The organism is Ruegeria sp. D6 (assembly GCF_056534365.1).
Window position 1 is genome coordinate 466,103 of record NZ_JBQFPH010000002.1, and the last position, 19,321, is coordinate 485,423.

Annotated in this window: 16 protein-coding genes and 3 pseudogenes; 3 read left to right on the top strand and 16 right to left on the bottom strand. The window is 56.1% G+C overall.

The window, feature by feature from the left end:
* Window positions 1–738: 738 nt before the first annotated feature.
* Window positions 739–1,410, bottom strand: a pseudogene (locus tag ACR0A1_RS09755) (cephalosporin hydroxylase family protein).
* A 154-nt stretch (window positions 1,411–1,564) separates the two neighbouring features.
* Between ACR0A1_RS09755 and ACR0A1_RS09760 the strand changes: the two are divergent.
* Window positions 1,565–1,851, top strand: a pseudogene (locus ACR0A1_RS09760) (transposase); the annotation flags it as partial.
* A gap of 28 nt (window positions 1,852–1,879) precedes the next feature.
* On the opposite strand, the pseudogene ACR0A1_RS09765 reads toward ACR0A1_RS09760, so the two are convergent.
* The 10 genes and pseudogenes from ACR0A1_RS09765 to ACR0A1_RS09810 form a co-directional block, all read right to left on the bottom strand.
* A pseudogene (locus ACR0A1_RS09765) lies at window positions 1,880–2,189 on the bottom strand (transposase); the annotation flags it as partial.
* A gap of 169 nt (window positions 2,190–2,358) precedes the next feature.
* Complete coding sequence (locus ACR0A1_RS09770) at window positions 2,359–2,811, bottom strand: SRPBCC family protein (RefSeq protein WP_480867260.1); 453 nt, start codon at window positions 2,809–2,811, stop codon at window positions 2,359–2,361.
* Between the two features lie 102 nt (window positions 2,812–2,913).
* Window positions 2,914–3,522, bottom strand: coding sequence for a nucleotidyltransferase family protein (locus tag ACR0A1_RS09775; protein ID WP_480867262.1), 609 nt, complete (start codon window positions 3,520–3,522; stop codon window positions 2,914–2,916).
* Window positions 3,515–4,297 carry an XdhC family protein gene (locus ACR0A1_RS09780; RefSeq protein WP_480867264.1) on the bottom strand — a complete coding sequence of 261 codons (783 nt, stop codon included), beginning with the start codon at window positions 4,295–4,297 and terminating at the stop codon, window positions 3,515–3,517. The genes ACR0A1_RS09775 and ACR0A1_RS09780 overlap by 8 nt, the downstream gene beginning before the upstream one ends.
* A complete protein-coding gene (locus ACR0A1_RS09785; RefSeq protein ID WP_480867266.1) occupies window positions 4,294–5,475 on the bottom strand; it encodes a vWA domain-containing protein in 1,182 nt (393 codons plus the stop codon). Before ACR0A1_RS09785 ends, ACR0A1_RS09780 begins: the two co-directional genes overlap by 4 nt.
* Entirely contained in the window at window positions 5,472–6,347 is an 876-nt protein-coding gene (locus tag ACR0A1_RS09790) for an AAA family ATPase (protein WP_480867268.1), read from the bottom strand. The genes ACR0A1_RS09785 and ACR0A1_RS09790 overlap by 4 nt, the downstream gene beginning before the upstream one ends.
* A gap of 46 nt (window positions 6,348–6,393) precedes the next feature.
* A complete protein-coding gene (locus ACR0A1_RS09795; protein WP_170392520.1) occupies window positions 6,394–8,823 on the bottom strand; it encodes an aerobic carbon-monoxide dehydrogenase large subunit in 2,430 nt (809 codons plus the stop codon).
* Complete coding sequence (locus tag ACR0A1_RS09800; RefSeq protein WP_170392521.1) at window positions 8,820–9,314, bottom strand: (2Fe-2S)-binding protein; 495 nt, start codon at window positions 9,312–9,314, stop codon at window positions 8,820–8,822. The genes ACR0A1_RS09795 and ACR0A1_RS09800 overlap by 4 nt, the downstream gene beginning before the upstream one ends.
* A gap of 12 nt (window positions 9,315–9,326) precedes the next feature.
* Window positions 9,327–10,181, bottom strand: coding sequence for an FAD binding domain-containing protein (locus tag ACR0A1_RS09805; protein WP_170392522.1), 855 nt, complete (start codon window positions 10,179–10,181; stop codon window positions 9,327–9,329).
* Between the two features lie 111 nt (window positions 10,182–10,292).
* Window positions 10,293–11,408, bottom strand: coding sequence for an MHYT domain-containing protein (locus tag ACR0A1_RS09810; protein WP_170420487.1), 1,116 nt, complete (start codon window positions 11,406–11,408; stop codon window positions 10,293–10,295).
* Between ACR0A1_RS09810 and ACR0A1_RS09815 the strand changes: the two genes are divergently transcribed.
* Complete coding sequence (locus tag ACR0A1_RS09815) at window positions 11,385–11,603, top strand: hypothetical protein (protein ID WP_480867271.1); 219 nt, start codon at window positions 11,385–11,387, stop codon at window positions 11,601–11,603. The genes ACR0A1_RS09810 and ACR0A1_RS09815 overlap by 24 nt on opposite strands.
* Before the next feature lie 90 nt (window positions 11,604–11,693).
* Here the strand turns inward: ACR0A1_RS09815 and ACR0A1_RS09820 are convergent, their stop codons facing one another.
* Window positions 11,694–12,038, bottom strand: coding sequence for an adenylate/guanylate cyclase domain-containing protein (locus tag ACR0A1_RS09820; RefSeq protein WP_480867273.1), 345 nt, complete (start codon window positions 12,036–12,038; stop codon window positions 11,694–11,696).
* Between the two features lie 241 nt (window positions 12,039–12,279).
* Here ACR0A1_RS09820 and ACR0A1_RS09825 point away from each other — a divergent pair, with 241 nt between their 5' ends.
* The gene (locus ACR0A1_RS09825) at window positions 12,280–13,557 is read left to right on the top strand and encodes a tetratricopeptide repeat protein (protein WP_480867275.1); all 1,278 of its coding nucleotides are present in this window, start codon (window positions 12,280–12,282) and stop codon (window positions 13,555–13,557) included.
* 127 nt (window positions 13,558–13,684) lie between these two features.
* Here the strand turns inward: ACR0A1_RS09825 and ACR0A1_RS09830 are convergent, their stop codons facing one another.
* From ACR0A1_RS09830 to ACR0A1_RS09845, 4 genes are read right to left on the bottom strand one after another with little or no spacing between them, the layout of a single operon-like run.
* Window positions 13,685–14,533: an ABC transporter six-transmembrane domain-containing protein gene (locus ACR0A1_RS09830; protein WP_480867277.1), complete on the bottom strand. Its 849-nt coding sequence runs from the start codon at window positions 14,531–14,533 to the stop codon at window positions 13,685–13,687.
* A gap of 6 nt (window positions 14,534–14,539) precedes the next feature.
* Window positions 14,540–14,959 (bottom strand): DUF2141 domain-containing protein, encoded by a 420-nt coding sequence (locus tag ACR0A1_RS09835; protein ID WP_480867279.1) that lies wholly within the window; start codon window positions 14,957–14,959, stop codon window positions 14,540–14,542.
* Complete coding sequence (locus ACR0A1_RS09840; RefSeq protein WP_480867281.1) at window positions 14,956–18,084, bottom strand: efflux RND transporter permease subunit; 3,129 nt, start codon at window positions 18,082–18,084, stop codon at window positions 14,956–14,958. The genes ACR0A1_RS09835 and ACR0A1_RS09840 overlap by 4 nt, the downstream gene beginning before the upstream one ends.
* Window positions 18,085–18,087: 3 nt before the next feature.
* The gene (locus ACR0A1_RS09845) at window positions 18,088–19,236 is read right to left on the bottom strand and encodes an efflux RND transporter periplasmic adaptor subunit (protein ID WP_480867283.1); all 1,149 of its coding nucleotides are present in this window, start codon (window positions 19,234–19,236) and stop codon (window positions 18,088–18,090) included.
* Between the last annotated feature and the right edge of the window lie 85 nt (window positions 19,237–19,321).

Sequence of the window (19,321 nt, forward strand, 5' to 3'; positions counted from 1 at the left end):
GCGTAGATCTCTGAGAAGGCGCCGAACATTTCAGTGAATGTCCTTGCTCCAACGCGATCTGGCTTGGCCGAGACAGCTGGCGGGTGGCGGGTAGACCAGTCGTAGCGTTGTCCCCTTGTCCGTGTGTAGCGTTGCTAGGTGGCCACCAGCGTCTTCTATTGTACTTAAAGCCAAACTTGCTCGGAAACCTGTCATCGCATTAGGGTGTGATTGTACACCGGTCGTATATGCCAGTACATTGGCTAGTTCAGGCATGGTTGTGTCTTCGTCTTGCTCAATCCGTTCGATAAGAAATGAGCGATGGGGATCAAGAATGCTTTCACTGCAAGGTCGAACCTGCGGCGCGGCCTTCAATCGTCCAGTTCGTCGGACCGTAAACCTTGTGCGTGCGCCGGTTGCAGGCGAAAGTTACAACCATAACGCCGTCGCGCTCCCGCATAACCATTCTTCAATCAACTTTCGAAGCCGCGACCGAAACGCATCTGGCAATGGTGCTGTTATGATCCATCCTCTCATAAACGATGAATTACAATTCAGTTCTCATGGGAATCCCGGCGCTTCAGTTTTTCGATAGGACGCTCTAGCGATGTTATTCCACGCAACAAAACCTTAAGTGCACCGATCTTGTTCACGTTGTCGCAACAACGGGAACAAATTGAACGGCGTCTATCCAACAAAAAGAAAGCTAAGTGCATGGCCCTGCTGATCGCGACTACATAAAAGTCTTCACCGTCAAATCTAATCCCTACGCAAAAATCCATCAGGTGCAACGGTCACCTGCAGTTTAGTCGCCATATCGCGATCAATGGTGAAATCGGGATTGTCCTTTAACCAGCTGTGCAGAGCCGTTTTGGGGTTGTTCCCAACATCCCATGGGCGGTCTTCGAAGAATCCCTGCGGCATGTTTTCTACAAAGCTATCAAGAACCAGACAATAGCAACCTGAGGCAACCAAAGGCCCTTATGCCTCTAGTTCGGCGACAACATGGTCGTGGGTATGCATCGAATCGAGACAAACCATGACTCTCTTTGCGTCGCCCACAGCATCCTTGGCACGCGCGATAGTGTCTGGCGCAGTCGAGGATCCCTCGATCATAGTGATCCGGGAGGCCATCGGATGGTGTTCCATCGCGACTTTGTTGTGTGCACGAATATCGATGTCAATGCCGACGACGCGTCGCCTCGGATTAGCCGGATCAAGCAAATCTCCGGTTTCCACAGCGTCAGCATAGTCGAGCATGGCCAGCAATGACGCGGACAAAATCAAAGAGCCACCATGGGCGATGCCCGTCTCAAGAATAACATCGGATTTTGTCTCCCATACTATCTCTTGCAAGGCGACTATATCCTGCGGATATTGGATAATTGGCCGCCCCATCCAATCGAAATTGTAAACGTAACGCCGCTGCATGCTTTCGCGCCGCCAATCCTGGGACAAATGCTGAAAACTTGCATCATTTCGAAAGTCCAGAAGAGATGTGAGCCTCCCCAACTGAACTGGTCCACCGATATGTTTAGGAAACGGATGAATGAGAATGGCAAACTAGCGACCGAAGCCAGAAGAGATTGTCTCGTGGTTGCGGCAGGTTGAAGTTCTTTTGGGGCAAGGCGTGTCCCGTCTTGATGCGATCAGACTGATCGGGGTTGTTGAACATACCAATTACTGCTGGAGAAAGAAGTACGGTGGAATGGGCGTAGACCAGTTGAAGGAACTGAAACGGCGTTAGAAAGAGACCGAGCGGCTGAAACACGCGGTTTCAGATCTGACTTTGGACAAATTGTTCCTGACGGAAGCCTCAAAGGGAAACTTTTGAGCCCCGCTCGTCGTCGTCCCCATCCGCGATCACGCTTTCTTTGAGCAGGCGCAATTCCAAGGCCTATTCAGCAAAAACTTCCTTTAGATCACGGGTTTCCCGTCTCAGATCCTTTACTTGGGTGGAAGTCGCCGCGCGGGCCGTATCACCTGCCACGCGTTTCTTGCCGGATTCCAGGAATTCCTTGGACCAGCTGTAGTAGAGGCTCTGTGCAATGCTTTCACAGCGGCAAAACTCGGCATGCTATCCTCACCCTTCCGGTCATCCGGAACGGCCTGATCTTTTCCTCTGCGGAATACTGTTTGCGGGTCGCACGGCGAATGTCCTTTACGACCTTCTCACCGTGGCTCTGCTTGGTTCCGGGTTGCTTTCTCATCTCCACTCCTTGGCGGTTACGATGAGCCAGAAACCCTCTCTTATCAAATCGACTTAAACTGTCCCATTGGCGATGACGTCAGGCAGTTGCGCAGGCGGTACAAGTTACCTTTCTGGTCTTTCGCGGGTGGAGCAAGCTTACAGAACCGCTTCATCCCCACCCATTAAGATTAAATCATCGCGCCTTCATTCACTACATCAGCGAAGGACTTGAAGAATTTTCCAGCGAGCTTCTTGGCTGTGCTCTGGATCAAACGACTGCCGAGCTGAGCCAGTTTTCCGCCAATCTCGGCCTTTGCTTCATAGCGCAGGATCGTTGTGTCGCCGTCTGCATTCAGCGTCACATCTGCGCCACCCTTTGCATGACCAGCGGTACCACCATTGCCCTGACCAGACAGCGAGAATGCATCAGGGGCGCCGGTCTGGTCCAGGGTGACATTGCCTCCGAACCGCGCCTTGACGGGCCCTACTTTAAGCAAGACCTTGGCCTCCAGTTCAGTATCAGAATGCTTGATTAGTTCTTCACAACCCGGGATGCATTGTTTCAACACCTCGGGATCATTCAGTGCCGCATAGACGCGATCTTTCGGGGCGTTGATGATGATTTCGTCCTTCAGTTCCATAGTCTTGTCCTTCTTAGCAACATGGAAATCTTATGTTGTCTGCTTGTTCAGTGGTCATTTCGAGCGATTTAAGACGCCTGCGCATCCAGGTCAGAAGTCGGCTCATGAGATCGGCTCCTTCGCGGTTTCCAAATGGGTCGCATAGTCATCCGGGGTATCGACATCGGTGTAGAACCCTGGCGATGGCAGCGTAGCGGCTTGTACATGTTCGGGATGATCGCGCGTGAAGCCCAAGCAGCCGGGGCGTGCGGGGTTTTCCAGCAATCGCCGGCGCAATAGCTGCGGGATAGTAATTGGATTGCCTCGTGCGCCGTTATGGACAGGTATCGTCACTTTAGTCGCATCACCTGCGACGTGAGCGGCAATCAGATCTTGCAGATCCTGAGTGGTCAATAGCGGCTGATCACCCAAGCCGATCAGAAGCAGATGGGCGTCAGGTGCACAATGCAACCCCGTGGCAACCGAGCTCTGCTGGCCGCTGGTGAAGTTTGCATTGTGAACCAAAGAAACATCTAGCCCTGATAATGCCCGGCGCACGGCGCTCGCCTCATGTCCTGTTACCACCGTCAGGTCAGTACCAATGGCACCTAAGTAAGCCATGGCTACCCGGCGGATCATCGGCACGCCGTCTATTGGTAACAGCAGCTTGTTTTGCGCCCCCATGCGACGGGAAAGACCGGCGGCCAGAAGGATCGCGGCAACATCAGCCATCGGCAAGCCCCACAGTCTGCCGTCTGACACGGACTAACTGCGCAAGGATCGACAGCGCTATTTCCTCGGGCGTGACCGCCCCCAGGTCCAGACCCGCCGGGGCGTGGACGGTGTTGATGGCCTCGGGCGTTATGCCGGCGGTCTTTAGTTTTTCAGCCAGTGTCGCGAATTTCCGAGCGCTTCCGACGAAGGCAACATAGTCGGGCAAATCTGTCAGTACGGATTTGAGCGCGTCCAGATCTCCTTGGCCTTGCGTCGCAATGACAACGAAGCGGCGTCGATTGCACGTCGTATCAGCCGACGTGGTGCCAGAAACCGACCAGTGGAATTGCGGTGCCAGGGAACTAAGCGCTTGGGCCACAGGGGATGCGCCAAGCACGACAAGTTCGGGCATTGGCAAACAGGGCTCGATAAAAATGTCGACGGTGCCTTTTGACGGGCAACCATTGCGCGCAAAGCGCGTCCCGTCGATCTCATCCCCCGCTATCACGCCCATTTCTTCCAGGAGTTCCTCGGGCGCGACAGAAACCAGTTGCGGCTGACCGGCGCACAAAGCCTCTACTGCAGCGCGTTTGACTGCGCCACGCGTGCATCCGCCACCAAGCCATCCATGCAGGATTGTCCCGTCCGCGCTGAGCAGCGCTTTGGCACCCGGCTTGGCCGCCGTCGCCCCCGCAGTGCGCACGATTGTCGCGAAGGCGAAAGGTTCTTGCCGGTCACGCAGGTCTTGTGCCGCATCGGCAAGGTCCGTGTCTAAGATCTCTGCCGGACTCATAGCGTCACCAATTTTGGTTCCAGGGCGGCAAGATCGGCAAGGGTGTTGGCCGGTTGAAAAAGGTCGAGATAAGGCAAGGCCGCAGCCATTCCGCCCGCTACGGGCGCGTAGTCGCTCCAACCCTTCAGTGGATTGAGCCAGATGATCTTACAGCCGCGTTTTCTCAGCTTCTCAAGCGCTGCTGCCAGGATTGCGGGTGGCTCGGTATCATAGCCGTCCGACAGGATCACTACGACAGACCGGCCATCTACAAAGCGCCGCGCATAGGTATCGGCAAAGCGTTGCAACGATGGCCCGATCTTTGATCCACCGCCGAAGCCATCTGCCATCAGCGACATCCGGCCAATTGCACGCAGTACGTCTTTGTCGCGCAATGCTTCAGTGATGCGAACCAGCCGTGTGTGAAAAAGATAAGCGTCGGCATCTTTGTCAGCGCGCATCAGCCCAGCGAGAAAAGCAAGGAAAACTTGTGCATAGACGCTCATCGATCCCGATACATCGCAAAGCGCTACGATTTTGCGGCTGCGATCTGGGCGAGACTTGCGCAAGAGCTGCAGAGGTTCCCCTCCTGTCGCAAGGCTCAGGCGAATGGTCTTGCGAAAATGCAGGCGGTCGCCTTTGCGGGCGGCGATCCGACGGCGCGAACGTCGGTCGCGCAAAGCGGCACCGATGCGACGCGCAACTGCTTCGGCCTCTGCGATATCATCCGCGCGGACCAGATCACGCAGATCGCGGCGGCTGAGATTGCGTTGCTGAGTTGCGATAAGTTTACCGGTGCCGTCGCTGTCGGCCTCGCCGTCACCGGAATCAGGAGCGATGGCGCTGCCCGATGCGCCCATATCCTGACCCTTGGCTTGACGAGAGGAATGCACGTTATCGCTGAGCGCAGACTGCGCCTTGGGCACGGCCCTTTGCTTCACCCGACCGGAAGCCATCCAAAAACTATCGAAGAGGCCGTCGAACCGTTCGGCCTCATCCTTGCATCCTGTGCAGATGGCCCGCAACGCGCGACGGCTTTCATTCGGGACAGCGGCATTGACCTCGCCGAGGGCACGCAAGGCAAGCTCTGCCTCTGCAACACCTAGGCGAAGGCCGTTCTGGCGCAAATGCGCAATGAACCCGGCGACACGGGCCGCTGGCCCCGGATCACGCGCCGCAAATTTGGAAACCCGGCTCATGCGGCCTTCCCCGCGATGCGGGCCGCGACTTCAGCGGTGATCTGTGCCTGATCGCTTTGAGTTTTCAGCAGCGTGGTTAAGGTGGAGTGCAACACGGTTGGATCGTCGGTCAGATCCGCAATCCCGAGTCCCATCAAGGCGGCAGCAAAATCGAGCATCTCAGCGATGCCGGGCGTCTTTTCCAGTTCCTCCTCGCGAAGCTTTTGTACAAAGCCTACGACTTGCGCGCCGAGACGTGCCTCAATCGCAGGGCAGCGGGCTTTGAGGATTGCAAGTTCTGTCTGTCGGTCCGGATAATCGACATAGGTGTAAAGGCAGCGACGACGCAGTGCATCGGATAGATCGCGTGTGCCGTTTGAGGTCAGGATCACGATCGGCTTGCTAGAGGCCGTGATGGTGCCGAGTTCTGGGACAGTCACTTGATAGTCGGCCAGAACTTCCAGCAAGTAGGCTTCGAATTCCACATCAGCGCGGTCAATTTCGTCAATCAACAAAACAGGCGGCGTGTCCTGGGTAATGGCGGCCAATAGAGGGCGTTCCAACAGGAAATCACGGGAAAAAATACGCTCCTCAACGCTTTTGCCCGTCTCACCATCTTCGGCGGCGGCGCGGATCGTCAGCAATTGCCGCTGGTAGTTCCATTCGTAGATGGCCTGCGCGGCGTCGAGCCCCTCATAGCATTGCAGTCGGAGCAATTTGGTGGCGCGCGCATCGCTCAGGGTGCGCGCGACCTCTGTCTTACCTACGCCCGCGGCGCCCTCCAGAAGAAGGGGCCGCTCCAACGTCAGCGCCAAATGGAGAGCAACTGCTAGGTCGTCGGATGCGACATAGCCCTGCCCTTCAAGAGCGGATTGTAAATCGGTCCAGGTCATTTGTGTCTCCGGGCAGAGCGGAACGTCTCCGCCCTGCCTTTCGCCTTTAGCCGTGCAGGCCAAGCTCATTGGCGGTCTTCCAGATCCGCCAGTGATCATGTGGCATGTTGGTATGCCGCAGACCAAAGGCCCGGAACGCATCCTGCACCGCGTTGGAGAAGCATGGCACCCCGCCCACATGCGGACTTTCGCCCACGCCCTTCGCGCCGATGGGATGATGTGGCGACGGCGTGACGGTGTAGTCGGTCTCGTAGTTCGGAACCTCCCATGCGGTCGGCAGGAAGAAATCCATCAGCGTGCCCGTCTTCACGTTGCCCTGGTCGTCATAGGCGATTTCCTGGCCCAAAGCGACGGCGAGTGCTTCGGTCAGGCCGCCATGCACCTGTCCTTCGATGATCATCGGGTTGATCCGGGTACCGCAATCGTCCAGCGCGTAGAAGCGGCGGATGTCTGGCACGCCTGTATCCACATCAATATCCATCACGCAAACATAGGCACCGAACGGATAAGTCATGTTTGGCGGGTCATAGTAGCTGACCGCTTCAAGCCCTGGCTCAATCCCTGGAATGGCCTGATTGTAGGCGGCGAATGCGATTTCTTTCATGGTCTTGAACCGCTCGGGCGCTCCTTTGACCACGAAACGGTCGACGTCGAACTCGACGTCATCGTCATGCACTTCCAACAGATAGGCCGCGATCATTTGCGCCTTGGCGCGGATCTTGCGGCCAGCCATGGCCGTAGCCGCCCCGGCAACCGGGGTCGAGCGCGAGCCGTAGGTGCCCAGACCATAGGGCGCGGTATCGGTGTCGCCCTCTTCGATGGTGATGCTATCGGCAGGTAATCCGATCTCGGAGGCCAGTATCTGTGCGAATGTCGTCGCGTGGCCTTGCCCCTGCGAAATCGTTCCAAGCCGTGCAATTGCAGAGCCCGTTGGATGGATGCGAATTTCGCAGCTATCGAACATGCCGAGACCCAGGATATCGCAATTCTTCACTGGGCCAGCACCCACGATCTCAGTGAAGAAACTGAGACCAATTCCCATAAGCTTGCGCGTTTCGCCCCGTTTGAACGCCTCTACACGCTCGGCCTGTTCCTTGCGCAATCCCTCGTAGTCGACGGTGCTGAGCGCTTTGTCCCATGCAGTGTGATAATCGCCAGAGTCATATTCCCAGCCAAGCGCAGCCTGATAGGGGAATTGCTCTTTCTTGATGAAGTTGATCCGGCGCAAATCTGCCGCGTCCATGTTCAACTCGATCGCCAGCACCTCGATCATCCGTTCGATGAAATAAACCGCCTCTGTCACGCGGAAGGAACAACGGTAGCTGACCCCGCCCGGCGCTTTGTTGGTGTAGACGCCATCAACCTCAAGGAATGCAGTCGGGATGTCGTAAGATCCGGTGCAGATATTCATGAAACCCGCCGGGAATTTGGTTGGGTCGGCGCAGGCGTCAAATCCACCATGGTCCGCTGTCACATGGCAATGCAACCCGGTGATCTTGCCGTCCTTGGTGGCAGAAATGCGGCCCTTCATCCAATAGTCGCGGGCAAAGGCGGTGGTCATCAGATTGTCCATCCGGTCTTCGATCCACTTTACCGGCTTGCCGGTGACGATGGAGGCGACGACCGAACACACATAGCCCGGATAGGCCCCAACTTTATTTCCAAACCCGCCGCCAATATCGGGAGAAATCACACGGATATTGTGTTCCTCGATCCCGGAAATCAGGCTGACCACAGTGCGGATAGCATGAGGCGCTTGGAACGTGCCCCAAAGAGTCAGCTTGCCATTGACCTTGTCCATTGAGGCGACGCAGCCGCAGGTTTCCAGTGGGCATGGGTGCGTACGGTGGTAATACATGGTCTCTTCGGCAACGACCTCGGCATTGTCGATTGTCTCGAATGTTGGATCCTTGTCGCCCGCTTCCCACGTGAAGATGTGGTTGTGATGCTTTCGAGGACCATGTGCTCCATCGATTGGTTTGCCATCCTCGCCCACGGTGTCTTCACGCAGAACTATCTGTGATTCCATCGCCTTGAACGGATCAACCAGAACCTCAAGCTCTTCGTATTCGACTTCGACGGCCTCGATTCCATCTGCCGCCGCATAGCGGTCTTCGGCCACCACAAACGCCACTTCCTGGCCTTGAAACAGAACCTTGCCATCGGCCAGAACCATTTGCTTGTCGCCGGCCAGCGTCGGCATCCAATGGAGGCCGAGCGGTTCAAGGTCCTTGGCGGTCAGCACAGCGAGAACGCCGGGCACTTCAAGCGCTGCCGCCGTATCGATGTTGGTGATCCGCGCGTGAGCATAGGGAGAGCGGACGAAATCTCCAAAGAGCATCCCGTCGAGCTTCACGTCATCGACGTAGTTGCCCTTGCCTTGAGTAAAGCGGGCATCTTCGACCCTTTTGCGCGAACAGCCCATGCCCTTGAGGTTCGCGGTGCGTTCCTCACGATCTGGTGTCATGTCATTCATTGGGCCGCCTCCTTGGCTGCATTCATCTCGGCCGCTGCGGCTTTGATGGACTTCACGATGTTCTGATACCCGGTACAGCGGCAGATATTACCTGCCATGCCAAAACGGATCTCTTCCTCGGACGGGTTCGGGTTCTCTTCGAGCAACTTTGCCGCACGTGTGATCATGCCCGGTGTGCAGTAGCCGCATTGCAGCCCGTGATGTTCCTTAAACGCCTCTTGCAGCGGGTGCAGCGCGTCAGGCCCACCGATGCCTTCGATGGTTGTGATATCCTTGCCATCGGCCTGCGCCACGAACATGGTGCAGGACTTGACTGATTTGCCATCAATGGTGACGGTGCAAGCGCCACAATGGGAAGTCTCGCAACCAATATGCGGGCCGGTGATATTGAGCCGCTCGCGCAGCGTGTAGATGAGAAGTTCGCGTGGCTCGGCAAGGAATTCCTCTTCCTTGCCGTTCACCGTGATCTTGTAGTGTTGTTTCTTTGACATCGGACGAACTCCTCACGCACGCGACCAGGCGCGCTCAATGGCGCGGGTCAGAATGATACCTGCCACGTGTTTTTTGAAAGCGACGGGGCCGCGGTTGTCCTCGGTGGGGTCAATATCACCGAGCATGGCGGCCACAGCGGTCTTAATGGCATTTGCATCGACGCCGGTGCCAACCAGAGCGGCCCCAGCCGCCTCGGAAAAGACCGGTGTGTCGCTCAGATTGGTCATTGCAATCGAGGCGGAGGCACAGGTGCCACCTTCTTTCACGATCTGGACTGCAGCGGCAGCGGTCGCATAATCGCCAATCTTGCGCTTTTGTTTTTCATAGGCGTAACCGCCTTGAGGCGTTGGGATGGTGACTGCCGTCAACACTTCTTCGTCTTCCCGAGCAGTCATGTAGGCGGCTTCGTAAAACTCGCGGGCAGCGATGTCGCGTTCCCCGTCAGGACCCTCGACAGTGAAGCGCGCATTCAGGCACTGCATCAGGCCGGGCATGTCATTGCCGGGGTCGCCATTGGCCACGTTGCCACCAACTGTCCCCATGTATCGGACTTGCGGGTCTGCGATCTGAAGGGCAGCTTCGCGCAGAATCGGAGCGGCCTCAGCCAGTGCGTCGTGATCAATAATCGCGTGCTGGGTGACCATCGCACCGATGCGGATACTGTCACCTCCGATCTCGATATCAGACATGCCGCCAACATCCTGAAGATCGATCAGATGCGGCACATCCGCCATCCGCAGCTTCATCATCGGAATCAGGCTGTGCCCACCGGCCATGACGCGGGCATCATCGCCATGCTCTTCCAGGATCGACAGCACACCGGCCATGTCCTTGGGTCTGTAGTATTCGAATGCCGCTGGAATCATCGGCTCTCCTCCCTTCAAGCAAATGTTCTGGCTGAAAGGATCACTGCATGCGCTTGGATGGCGACGCTTCAGGAAATCAACAAAAAACAGGTATTTTGCACGAAATGCGCCCTAGGTCGCACGAATTGCGCCCACCTGCGATGCAAGCGCATCCTGAACCGTCTTGAGTTTGGATCGACTGACCGGCGCGGGTGGTAAACCATCCCCGTCGAACAGGCATCGACCCTTATCTTTGGTACGCTCAAACCGCGCCACGCGCTGAGGATTGACAAGGTAGCTGCGGTGGGTCTGGAGAAATCCGGTGGGCACCAATCGCTTGGCGGCCTCGGTCACTGGCCAGACACAAAACAACCGATCCGTTTCGGTGTAAACTTGGGTGTAGTGCCCATCCGCGCGCAAAAACAGAACATCTTCGGCAGAGATGAAGACCTTTCCACCATCCCGTTCGCAAGGAATTTGCAGCAATGGTTTTACATCCACGGTCGCTTCTGTTGGCTCCGGGTCTTTCCTCGAAGGTCCTGGCAGGTAGGTCACGCTGACCCACAAGCAAGCACCAAATATGATGAAACTGAACAGGATTACGCCAATGGCCAGCGTCTCATTGCTCATCAACGGGCCAAACTCAACCCCACTTGGCACCGCGACGAAACGGGTGCTCGCCAGAGCAAGAAAATGAACGGTGCAAACCGCCGCTGCAAAACACAAAGTGCCCAGCAAAATGTTTCTGTTTGTTCGCTGCCCGTAGGCAATCGCGAAAGCCAGCATACAAAGCGCTATTGCAGCAATCGAGGACAAGATGACGCCACTGGGCGTATACACTGCCCGGCAAAGCTCCAGGCCAGCCATTCCAATATAGTGCATCGCCAAGATGCCCAACCCAACAACGCCTCCTGCCATCGCAATCGTGGCGCGGTTGCGTTCGGTGAAATGCAACAGAATAAGCGCAGCTCCGACGAGCAGGATCGCGACAAGCGCAGACACAAGTGTGATTGCAGCGTCGTAATAGAACAGGATCGGCATCTGAAGCCCGAGCATGGCCACGAAGTGCATGGCCCAGATTCCACCGCCAAGCGAAACAGCTGCAAGAGCCACCGAGGCCTTCTTTTCAAAGACCGGCTTCGTCGAAAGATCTCGCGTCATCGACAATCCTGTAAACCCTGCCACGAAGGCAACAATGCAGGACATGGCGACGAGGAAACTGTTGTGGCTGACGTCGAGAAACTCCATTGTCGCAAATTGGCTAAAAAGTATGCGTTTGGCAAATGGATCAACGATGTCGGACGTTCAAAGAGCGGTTACACATTAGGCGATGCCCAGCTCCGAAGCATTCGTGCCGAGGTGGCTAGCATGCTGCTATTCGGCGGCTTTGAGGCCAAATCCGCCGTTCATATTGATTGGGTGAAAACCACAATTTATGGCTAATGAAGGTCTGCTCGACCCCTCCCGCCGTCATCATTTGATGTTTAATTTGTGACTTCCGAAAGCTGTTGGGTGGAATGGCTAGAGATGCCTTTAGACCGCTTTATAAACTTGCCAGTCTTCGGATAAGCCCTTCAGTTCTTTTGTTACAAGACTTTCGAAGTCCAGACCGGACCCAGCCACCAGATCTTTTACTGTTCTGGAAACGACGATGTCGCCGCCTCCGCCCAATTCAGAGATACGCGCTGCAGTGTTAACGGAAACTCCGCGCACATAATGCAAAGAAACTTCGACCTCGCCTGTGTGAAACCCTATGCGAACTTCCAGATTCAGCTTGGAAATGGCATCGCCAATCGCCTTGCCACGATGGATCGCCTGGCCGGGTCCGTCAAACGTAGCGAGAAAGCCATCGCCATATACTTGGTAGGCAATGTGCACCTCATCGCTGTGCCTCCTTCGGACAACCCTATTGGCAAAGAAAGGCTATGAGGCACGCTTGGTTCAATCAATATCTTTTCAATCAGCCGTGAAGGCCAGAAGGCCAGCCCGTTAACCGATGGTTCGATCCTTATAGCAATCGATTATCCACAATAGTGCTTATGGTTTCGCTTTTTGTGCTAGCGTTGGGCAGTTGCGAGCACGCACGTTTGAGTATGCTGACGAAAGTGGGAGTATGGAGATGCTGGTTGACCGGTATGGACTGACGCTGACGACCGGCCTGCCAGAGGCGCGGGACGCCTATGTCGCGGGGCTTGATCACATCCTTGCAGCAACGTTTGGTGCAAGCGAAGCTTTTTTCGCCGCCATCACGGCCGATCCCGGCTTCGCCCTCGGTCACGTTGGGCTTGCTCGAGCTCGAATGTATGAAAACGATATGTCTGGCGCTCAAGAGGCAATGGCGTCGGCCCGCGCCTGCGCATCTGGGTTGACTGAGCGCGAGGAGGGTCATCTTGCGGTATTCGATCTCTTGCTTCAGGGACGTGTCTTACAGGCACGAAGCGCAGTTCTGAAGCACGCTGCTCATCACCCCCGCGATGTCCTTGTCGCGCAGATCTGTACCAACATTTTCGGTTTGATTGGAACATCGGGTGAGCCTGGTCGGGAAAGCACGCAACTTGCCTACACGACCAAATTATTTGATGCCTTGGGCGAAGACTGGTGGGTTATGAGCGTACACGGTCAGGCGCTGTGCGAAGTTGGGCGGCTTGATGAGGCCATGTCCATGATGGACGGCTCGCTCGCTTTGAACAACACCAATGCAAACGCGTCACACTTCAAAGCGCACACGCTCTACGAGCAAGGTTATGGAGAGGCCGGTCGCGCATACCTTGCCGACTGGATCGCGGATTATGATGTGCGCTCGGTATTGCACGGCCACTTAAGTTGGCATCGCGCTCTGTGGGCCTTGGAGCAAGGGGATGAGGCTGAGCTATGGACGATTTACGAGGGAGCTATCGCACCCGCAGCGTCCTATTCGTTGCCGATAAATGTTCTAACCGATGCTGCTGCACTTTTGCACCGCACTGAAATTGCGGGTCTAACAGTTGCGCCCAAACTTTGGCGCGACCTGAGCGAATACGCATCACGGTTTTTTCCAAAACCAGGCATGAGTTTTGCGGACATACATGGCGCGCTGGCTCATGCAATGGCAGGGGAAGGAGAACGCCTTGCGGTTCTGACCGAAACAAGCTTGGGTTTTGCGGCAGATCTTGTTCGCCCGGTGGCACGTGCTTGGGGTGCGATTGCGCGACAAGATTGGACGGATGCGCTGCAACAGCTGACTCCGGTCATGGCTGATCACGCTCGTCTGGGTGGCAGCCGCGCACAGCGTGACCTTTTGGAGCTGACTTACCTGAATCTGCTATTGAAATCCGGCCATATTCAAGAAGCTCATCGAACGATTACAGCGCGACGCCCGATCTTCAGTCATACTGCGCCCGTTGCAGGCTTTGTCTGAATTCACAAAGCTCTAGTTTATCAGCTCTTCTTACCCCTCCTTTAGCTAGGCTGCGCACGACCGGAATGGACTGGTTACTTCCTGATTACAAATCCCGTATCACGCCATTTATGGTATGCAAGCCTGATCAATCGCTCTGCAACCTGGTCGTAATTTCTGACAGGCGAGACCAGGATTGTAAGGTGACGGGCAAAGCAAGTGCGGCTTCCGCAAACTCCCACGAATAGCTGATAATCGAAAATAACATGCCCGGTGTCGCATCCAGGTTTTGGGTCGCGAACCACAGGTTGAATAGGAGCAGACCTATTAACAGAATGAAGATTACGCCATACAGAACGGCTTCGGTATCCGAGAGCTTTACTTCGAACCGGCGCAGTTTACTCAGGTGGACGAAAACCGGACGGTCACGTCGTTGTTCCAGAACACTGATCTGATGCTCCATTTGCTCATTCAGCGCACGGTTCCATTGCCAAAACGTCGAATGAAACAGAGCGTACACAGATATCATTCCGACAAGAACTCCACAGGCAGACAGGGCCAGAACTGGCGAGAAGTAAAACAGCAAAATTGCTGATACGACGAACTGCACCACCCCCGCGATTGCCGATGGCAGGATCTCTTCAAGAAAGTCGGCCAGTTCGCGCCCCATGCCGATCCGGGCGTTCAGCGACGAAATTGGAAGATTTGAAAACCGCGCGGCAAGCGCCTTGCCCAATTCGACACGGATCATACCGTAGACACGTGTATCGTAAATCCGCCGGATCACGCTGATCATAGTGAGGGCAACCATGAGCGCACCTAACTGCACAAAGGGCTCAAAATCTTCGCTCAGCAATCCATCTATGGCGAAGCCGACGAACAGCGGAATCAGAACCGTCAGGGCAGTTTCAACCAGGATCAGGAACCACGTAAGCCCTACGCGCCAGCGGAACACACTCAGAAGCGTGCCGATTGTCAGTTTTCGATCTGTCAGCATGTCGAATTACTGATCATAGTGAATGCGAACACGCACATCGCCCGGCCAGACCGAGGCAGCCTTGAAATCCGGCTCGTCCTGAGGGTCTGAGGCACTTGTTGAACCCAGCCCCTCCAACAGTTTTGTCTCAGTCATGTTCAGGTCATCGTCCTTGTTTTCGTCATGAAACAACAGCACAGCGTATGGGCCCGCGTTCAGGTCAGAAAACTCATGGCTGACGCTGCCTTTACGTGACGGTATCTGGGCGTAGTCAATGGCGCTCCAGACATCCAAACTGTCAAAGGCGCGCGCGTTATCGAATACAAGGATCACGATGTTGCCCTTGGCGTTGCGGATGCCGTCCACAGTCACATTCAGACCCTCGGCGGAGGCCGGTGTCGCAAGCGTTACTACGGCGAATGCAGGGGCTAGAAGGTTCCGTATCATGGCTTTGTCCTTTCTTCAGAAGGCTGCGGAAGGGGTGACTTGAAAATGGCAATGACATCCTCGGTGATGGCGATCAGCACCGGCACCAGCAGCAGCATGAGGGCTGTGCCGAAGAGTTCTCCAAAAGCTAAAGAGATTGCCGCAGGGATCAGATACTGCGCTTGCTCAGAGGTTTCGGTCAGCAAAGGCAGCAGACCAATCACTGTAGTTGCGGTGGTCAGAAAGATCGCCTTGAAACGTCCAATGCCTGCGCTTCTCAGCGCCAGATTCACGGGCTGACCTTCCTCTCGCGCCTGATTGTAGCGGGTGATCATGACCAGACTGTCGTTCACAATCACACCGGTCAGAGCAAGCATACCGAAGAACGAAAACAGCGACAGTGAGACATCCATGATCAGGTGCCCGACGGCGGCTGCGATAAAGCCGAATGGCACGATGGCCAGAATGACAAAAGGCTGCCAATAGCTTTTCAACGGCACGGCCATCAGCACATAGATCAGAACGGCTGCCAGCAACAGCGCGCGCTTCAGGCCATCGCTTATATCGGCCATCTCTTCCAGTTCACCGGCCGGCAGGACGGTTACGCTGGGATATTTGGCACGGAGTTTCGGGACCAGTTGCTCGAACACCGCCTGCCCCACCTCTTCGGGAGCAACAAGGTCGCGGTCGATGGACGCGGCTACGATGTTCATGCGCTTGCCGTCACGGCGATCGATAGTGCCAGAGGCATAGGTGCCCTCGATTTCGGCGACGGTCTCAAGCGGCACCCAGGCGCCGGATGCGCTGCGCAACCGGGTCTGCACCAGATCCGCCAACGTATCGCGGTTTTCACGCGCGTTCTGTACGACTACGCGGACTTCGGACCCATCGCGTCTGACCTTGGTCACCTCGGCCCCGCCGAACCCATAGCCAATCTGTCTGGCCAGAGCGTCGGCGTTAAAACCAAGGTGCCGCGCGTCCGGGCGCAGGCGGAGTTTCAGTTCAGGTTGGCCGCCCACCAACCCATCCCTTACATTTGCCACGCCCTCGATGTTCGACAGGAAACCTTTCATTTCGGCGCTGGCTTGCTGCAGAAGGTCTTCGTCTTTTGACGCCAACCGGATTCGGAACCCTCCGGCAAGCGTTTCCGATCCGGTGAACTCCAACTCGGTGACGCCCTCGACCGCACCGACCCGGTCGCGCCATTCGCGGACCACGGAAAGGATCGGGACATTCGGACGCTCAGCTACCGGGATCATTTCAGCGAAAATTTGGGCATTTCCAGCGCTGTTGATGATGGTGAATACTGTCTGAACGGGTGGAGCAGACATACTCGCCTCTTCTGCAAGCTCGACGTTCAGCTCGTTCAACACGGCTTCGATCCGATTCACGTTCGTGCGGGTCAGTGCAAAGGGGGAGCGGGCATCCATTTCCAGGTTCATCGTGATGACCTGACCGGGCACCTCGGGAAAGAACACCGTCCTGACCTTGCCCTTGTACATCAGGCCAAGCCCCAGCGTTGCGGCGGCAATGAACAAGATCAGCACAGCGTAGCGCTGACGCACCGCCGCGACGAGCAAAGGCTGGTAGATGCAATCCCGCACCCAGTACAACCCGCCCTGCGCAGAATCCTGTACCCGCCCCCACAAGCGGGTCGGCAAGTATCGACGCTCTTGCCGCATCGAAACCTGCGCCAGATGGGCGGGCAGGATGAATTTGCTTTCGATAAGCGAAAAGATCAGCGTCAGGATCACGATGCCCGCGAACCCGGCAAGTACCTTGCCCAGCGGATTGTCGATCAACAGCATCGGGAAAAAGGCTGCGATTGTGGTCAGCACGCCAAAGACGGTCGCAAGAGCCACGCGATGCACGCCGCGTTCCGTGTCCCTAATCGGGTCCTTCCCCTTGCGGCGTTCTTCAAAAACGCTTTCGCCGACTACAACGGCATCATCGACCAGAACTCCCAAGGCAATGATCAGACCAAAAGTCGTGACATCGTTCAGCGAATAGTCCACCCATTTCGAGCCCGAGACAGCAAGCGCCCCCATGACCGAAACGGGAATGCCCATGGCAACCCAGAAGGCCAAACGCACGTTCAGGAAAATCGACAGCATCAGGGTCACAAGGATCAAACCCTGCACCCCGTTTGAGCGCAACAGCGCCAGACGGTCCGAGATGTAGCCAGCGCTATCACCCCAAACCTCGACCTGAACCTGCGACGGCAGCTGTCGGCTGAACTCGTCAATCGTGCTGCGCACGACATCACTGATCTCCAGCAGGTTTTCCTTCTGCCCGACCAGAACCTCCATCCCTACGGTTGGTTTGCCGTTCAGGCGAAACAAATACTCGCCGTCCTGAAACCCGTCTTCGATTTTGGCAATATCGCCCAAAGGCACATAGGACCCGTCGTCACGTTCGATGATCGGCAGAGCTGCGTATTCCGGCACGTATTTCGCCCTGTCATCGGCCCGCAGATAAATCGTACCGCCATCAGTCCTCAGACGACCTGCCTGAAAGGCCAGCGAATTCCCTTCGATGGCGCGGGTCACATCCGAAACCGTCAACCCATAGTGGCGCAGCAACGCCGGGTCGATTTCGATGCGTAATTCACGCGGTATCAGGCCCCAGATTTGCAACCGCGACAATTCCGGTTGCGCCAGCAACTCTTCTTTCAGGCGTTGCGCCAAGCTCTGCAATGTGGCGGGGTCTGTTTCTCCGAACAAGTTCAGATACAGCGCCGGGAAATCGAAACCCGAGGCTTCGATCACGGGTCGGCGCGCAGTATCAGGCAGATCAGTCAAGCCGTCGATCCGAATACGGACACGATCCAGGACGGCTTGTAGTTTCTGGCCACCTGCGCGGCGGACAGTCACGACACTTAGGTCATTTTGGGATCGTGATGTCACACTACGCACGCCCTCCAAACCTTCGAGGGCCTGCTCAACTTTCTGGGTCACCAATTCATCAACCTGTTCGGCTGTGGCGTCCGGAAACTCGATCGCGATTGTAACACTTTCCGGCGGAATGCGGGGGAAGCCTTCGATCCGAATGTTCAGCAGCGTTTGCACCCCAAGAAATAGGATCAGTGCCATCATCAGATTGGCAGCGACCGGATTTCGGATAAACCAGGATGTCAGAGCATGCATGGCTCAGCCCCCATCTGATTGCGGCGTCACCCGCTGACCCGGTAGAAACGAGGCCAAAGGTGTTTTGGCCACGCGCCACGGGCCGGTCCCTTCGGGAGCCGATACCGTCACTGTACTTTCGCTGCGGAACAGGATGTTCGGGCTAAGCCTCTGCAATTGGTCCTTATCGTCTACAAGCCAAATGTATCCCGCACGGGTCAGGACGCTTTCGGGTAGGGTTAATGTGTCCGAGATCCGGCGTCCGGGAATGTGAACCTGCAGGAAGTCTCCGGCGAGTATGCGTTCATCGGGCTTTGTGACATCCAGAAAGACCCGCACCTGCCGTGTGTCTTGATCCAGAAACCCTCCTCCACGCCGGACTTGAGCCCGCCCCAACGCTCCGCCCGAGCGCTGTGTCAGATCAGCAGTGGCGCCAGAGATCGGATGATCCAACAACGCCCAGTCCGCCTGACTAAACTCGGCGACCAGTTCGAATTGCTGGTCGTCCGAAAGGTGTATCAGGGCATCGCCTGGGTTGACCGTCTGGCCCAGGCTGGCAAAGCGATGGGTTACAAATCCCGAAAAAGGGGCGACAACCTCCGCGTCCTTCAGTTCATTTCGCGCCGCATTCAGCCGTGCCTGCGCAGCTGCAACGGATTTCTCGGCAATGCGCAATTGCGGTAGATTCACAGCCAGTTCGTTTGGCGGTTCTGTTTCATCCCGGTCAAACTGTCGTTGCGCGACTGTCACTTTGTTCTGCGCGCGCAATAACGCCAGTTCCGCTTGCTCAAGCTCCATCTCAGCGGCTGCAACGGCGCTTTGATAAGGTGCATTTTCGATTGAAAACAAAGGGGCACCCCGTTCCACCTTAGTCCCTGCCAAAGCGGCGTTGTGCACTGCAATGATGCGCCCGGACACAGCAGATCGCAGCTTGGCATCCCACCGAGGCCGAACTTCGGCGAACGCCGAAACCTGCGCTTGTACGGTTGCTGAAGCAACCGTGACGACCGAGATGATCGGTGGCGGAGGTGAGGTCGTTGTTGCCTGAACATCAATTGTATCTTCTGTATCAAACAGGAGGATGACGATCGCTACAAACAGTGCCAACGATAGTCCAATCCAAAGCCATCGCCGGGTCGGTCTTTGCCGAGTTTCCAAAGTTTTGTCTGTCATAGACCAGTCTTTCCTGTGCCGCCGAATCCATTGCACCTTGTGGCATTCGATAGAGTGTCATATACTATGAACGATCGTTCGTTCA

Coding starts and splice junctions, on each gene's coding strand:
- ACR0A1_RS09775 (WP_480867262.1), bottom strand. CDS start 3,522: ATGGCTGATGTTGCCGCGATCCTTCTGGCCGCCGGTCTTTCCCGTCGC.
- ACR0A1_RS09770 (WP_480867260.1), bottom strand. CDS start 2,811: ATGGAACTGAAGGACGAAATCATCATCAACGCCCCGAAAGATCGCGTC.
- ACR0A1_RS09785 (WP_480867266.1), bottom strand. CDS start 5,475: ATGAGCCGGGTTTCCAAATTTGCGGCGCGTGATCCGGGGCCAGCGGCC.
- ACR0A1_RS09790 (WP_480867268.1), bottom strand. CDS start 6,347: ATGACCTGGACCGATTTACAATCCGCTCTTGAAGGGCAGGGCTATGTC.
- ACR0A1_RS09795 (WP_170392520.1), bottom strand. CDS start 8,823: ATGAATGACATGACACCAGATCGTGAGGAACGCACCGCGAACCTCAAG.
- ACR0A1_RS09825 (WP_480867275.1), top strand. CDS start 12,280: ATGCTGGTTGACCGGTATGGACTGACGCTGACGACCGGCCTGCCAGAG.
- ACR0A1_RS09830 (WP_480867277.1), bottom strand. CDS start 14,533: ATGCTGACAGATCGAAAACTGACAATCGGCACGCTTCTGAGTGTGTTC.
- ACR0A1_RS09840 (WP_480867281.1), bottom strand. CDS start 18,084: ATGCATGCTCTGACATCCTGGTTTATCCGAAATCCGGTCGCTGCCAAT.
- ACR0A1_RS09835 (WP_480867279.1), bottom strand. CDS start 14,959: ATGATACGGAACCTTCTAGCCCCTGCATTCGCCGTAGTAACGCTTGCG.
- ACR0A1_RS09810 (WP_170420487.1), bottom strand. CDS start 11,408: ATGGAGTTTCTCGACGTCAGCCACAACAGTTTCCTCGTCGCCATGTCC.
- ACR0A1_RS09805 (WP_170392522.1), bottom strand. CDS start 10,181: ATGATTCCAGCGGCATTCGAATACTACAGACCCAAGGACATGGCCGGT.
- ACR0A1_RS09845 (WP_480867283.1), bottom strand. CDS start 19,236: ATGACAGACAAAACTTTGGAAACTCGGCAAAGACCGACCCGGCGATGG.
- ACR0A1_RS09800 (WP_170392521.1), bottom strand. CDS start 9,314: ATGTCAAAGAAACAACACTACAAGATCACGGTGAACGGCAAGGAAGAG.
- ACR0A1_RS09780 (WP_480867264.1), bottom strand. CDS start 4,297: ATGAGTCCGGCAGAGATCTTAGACACGGACCTTGCCGATGCGGCACAA.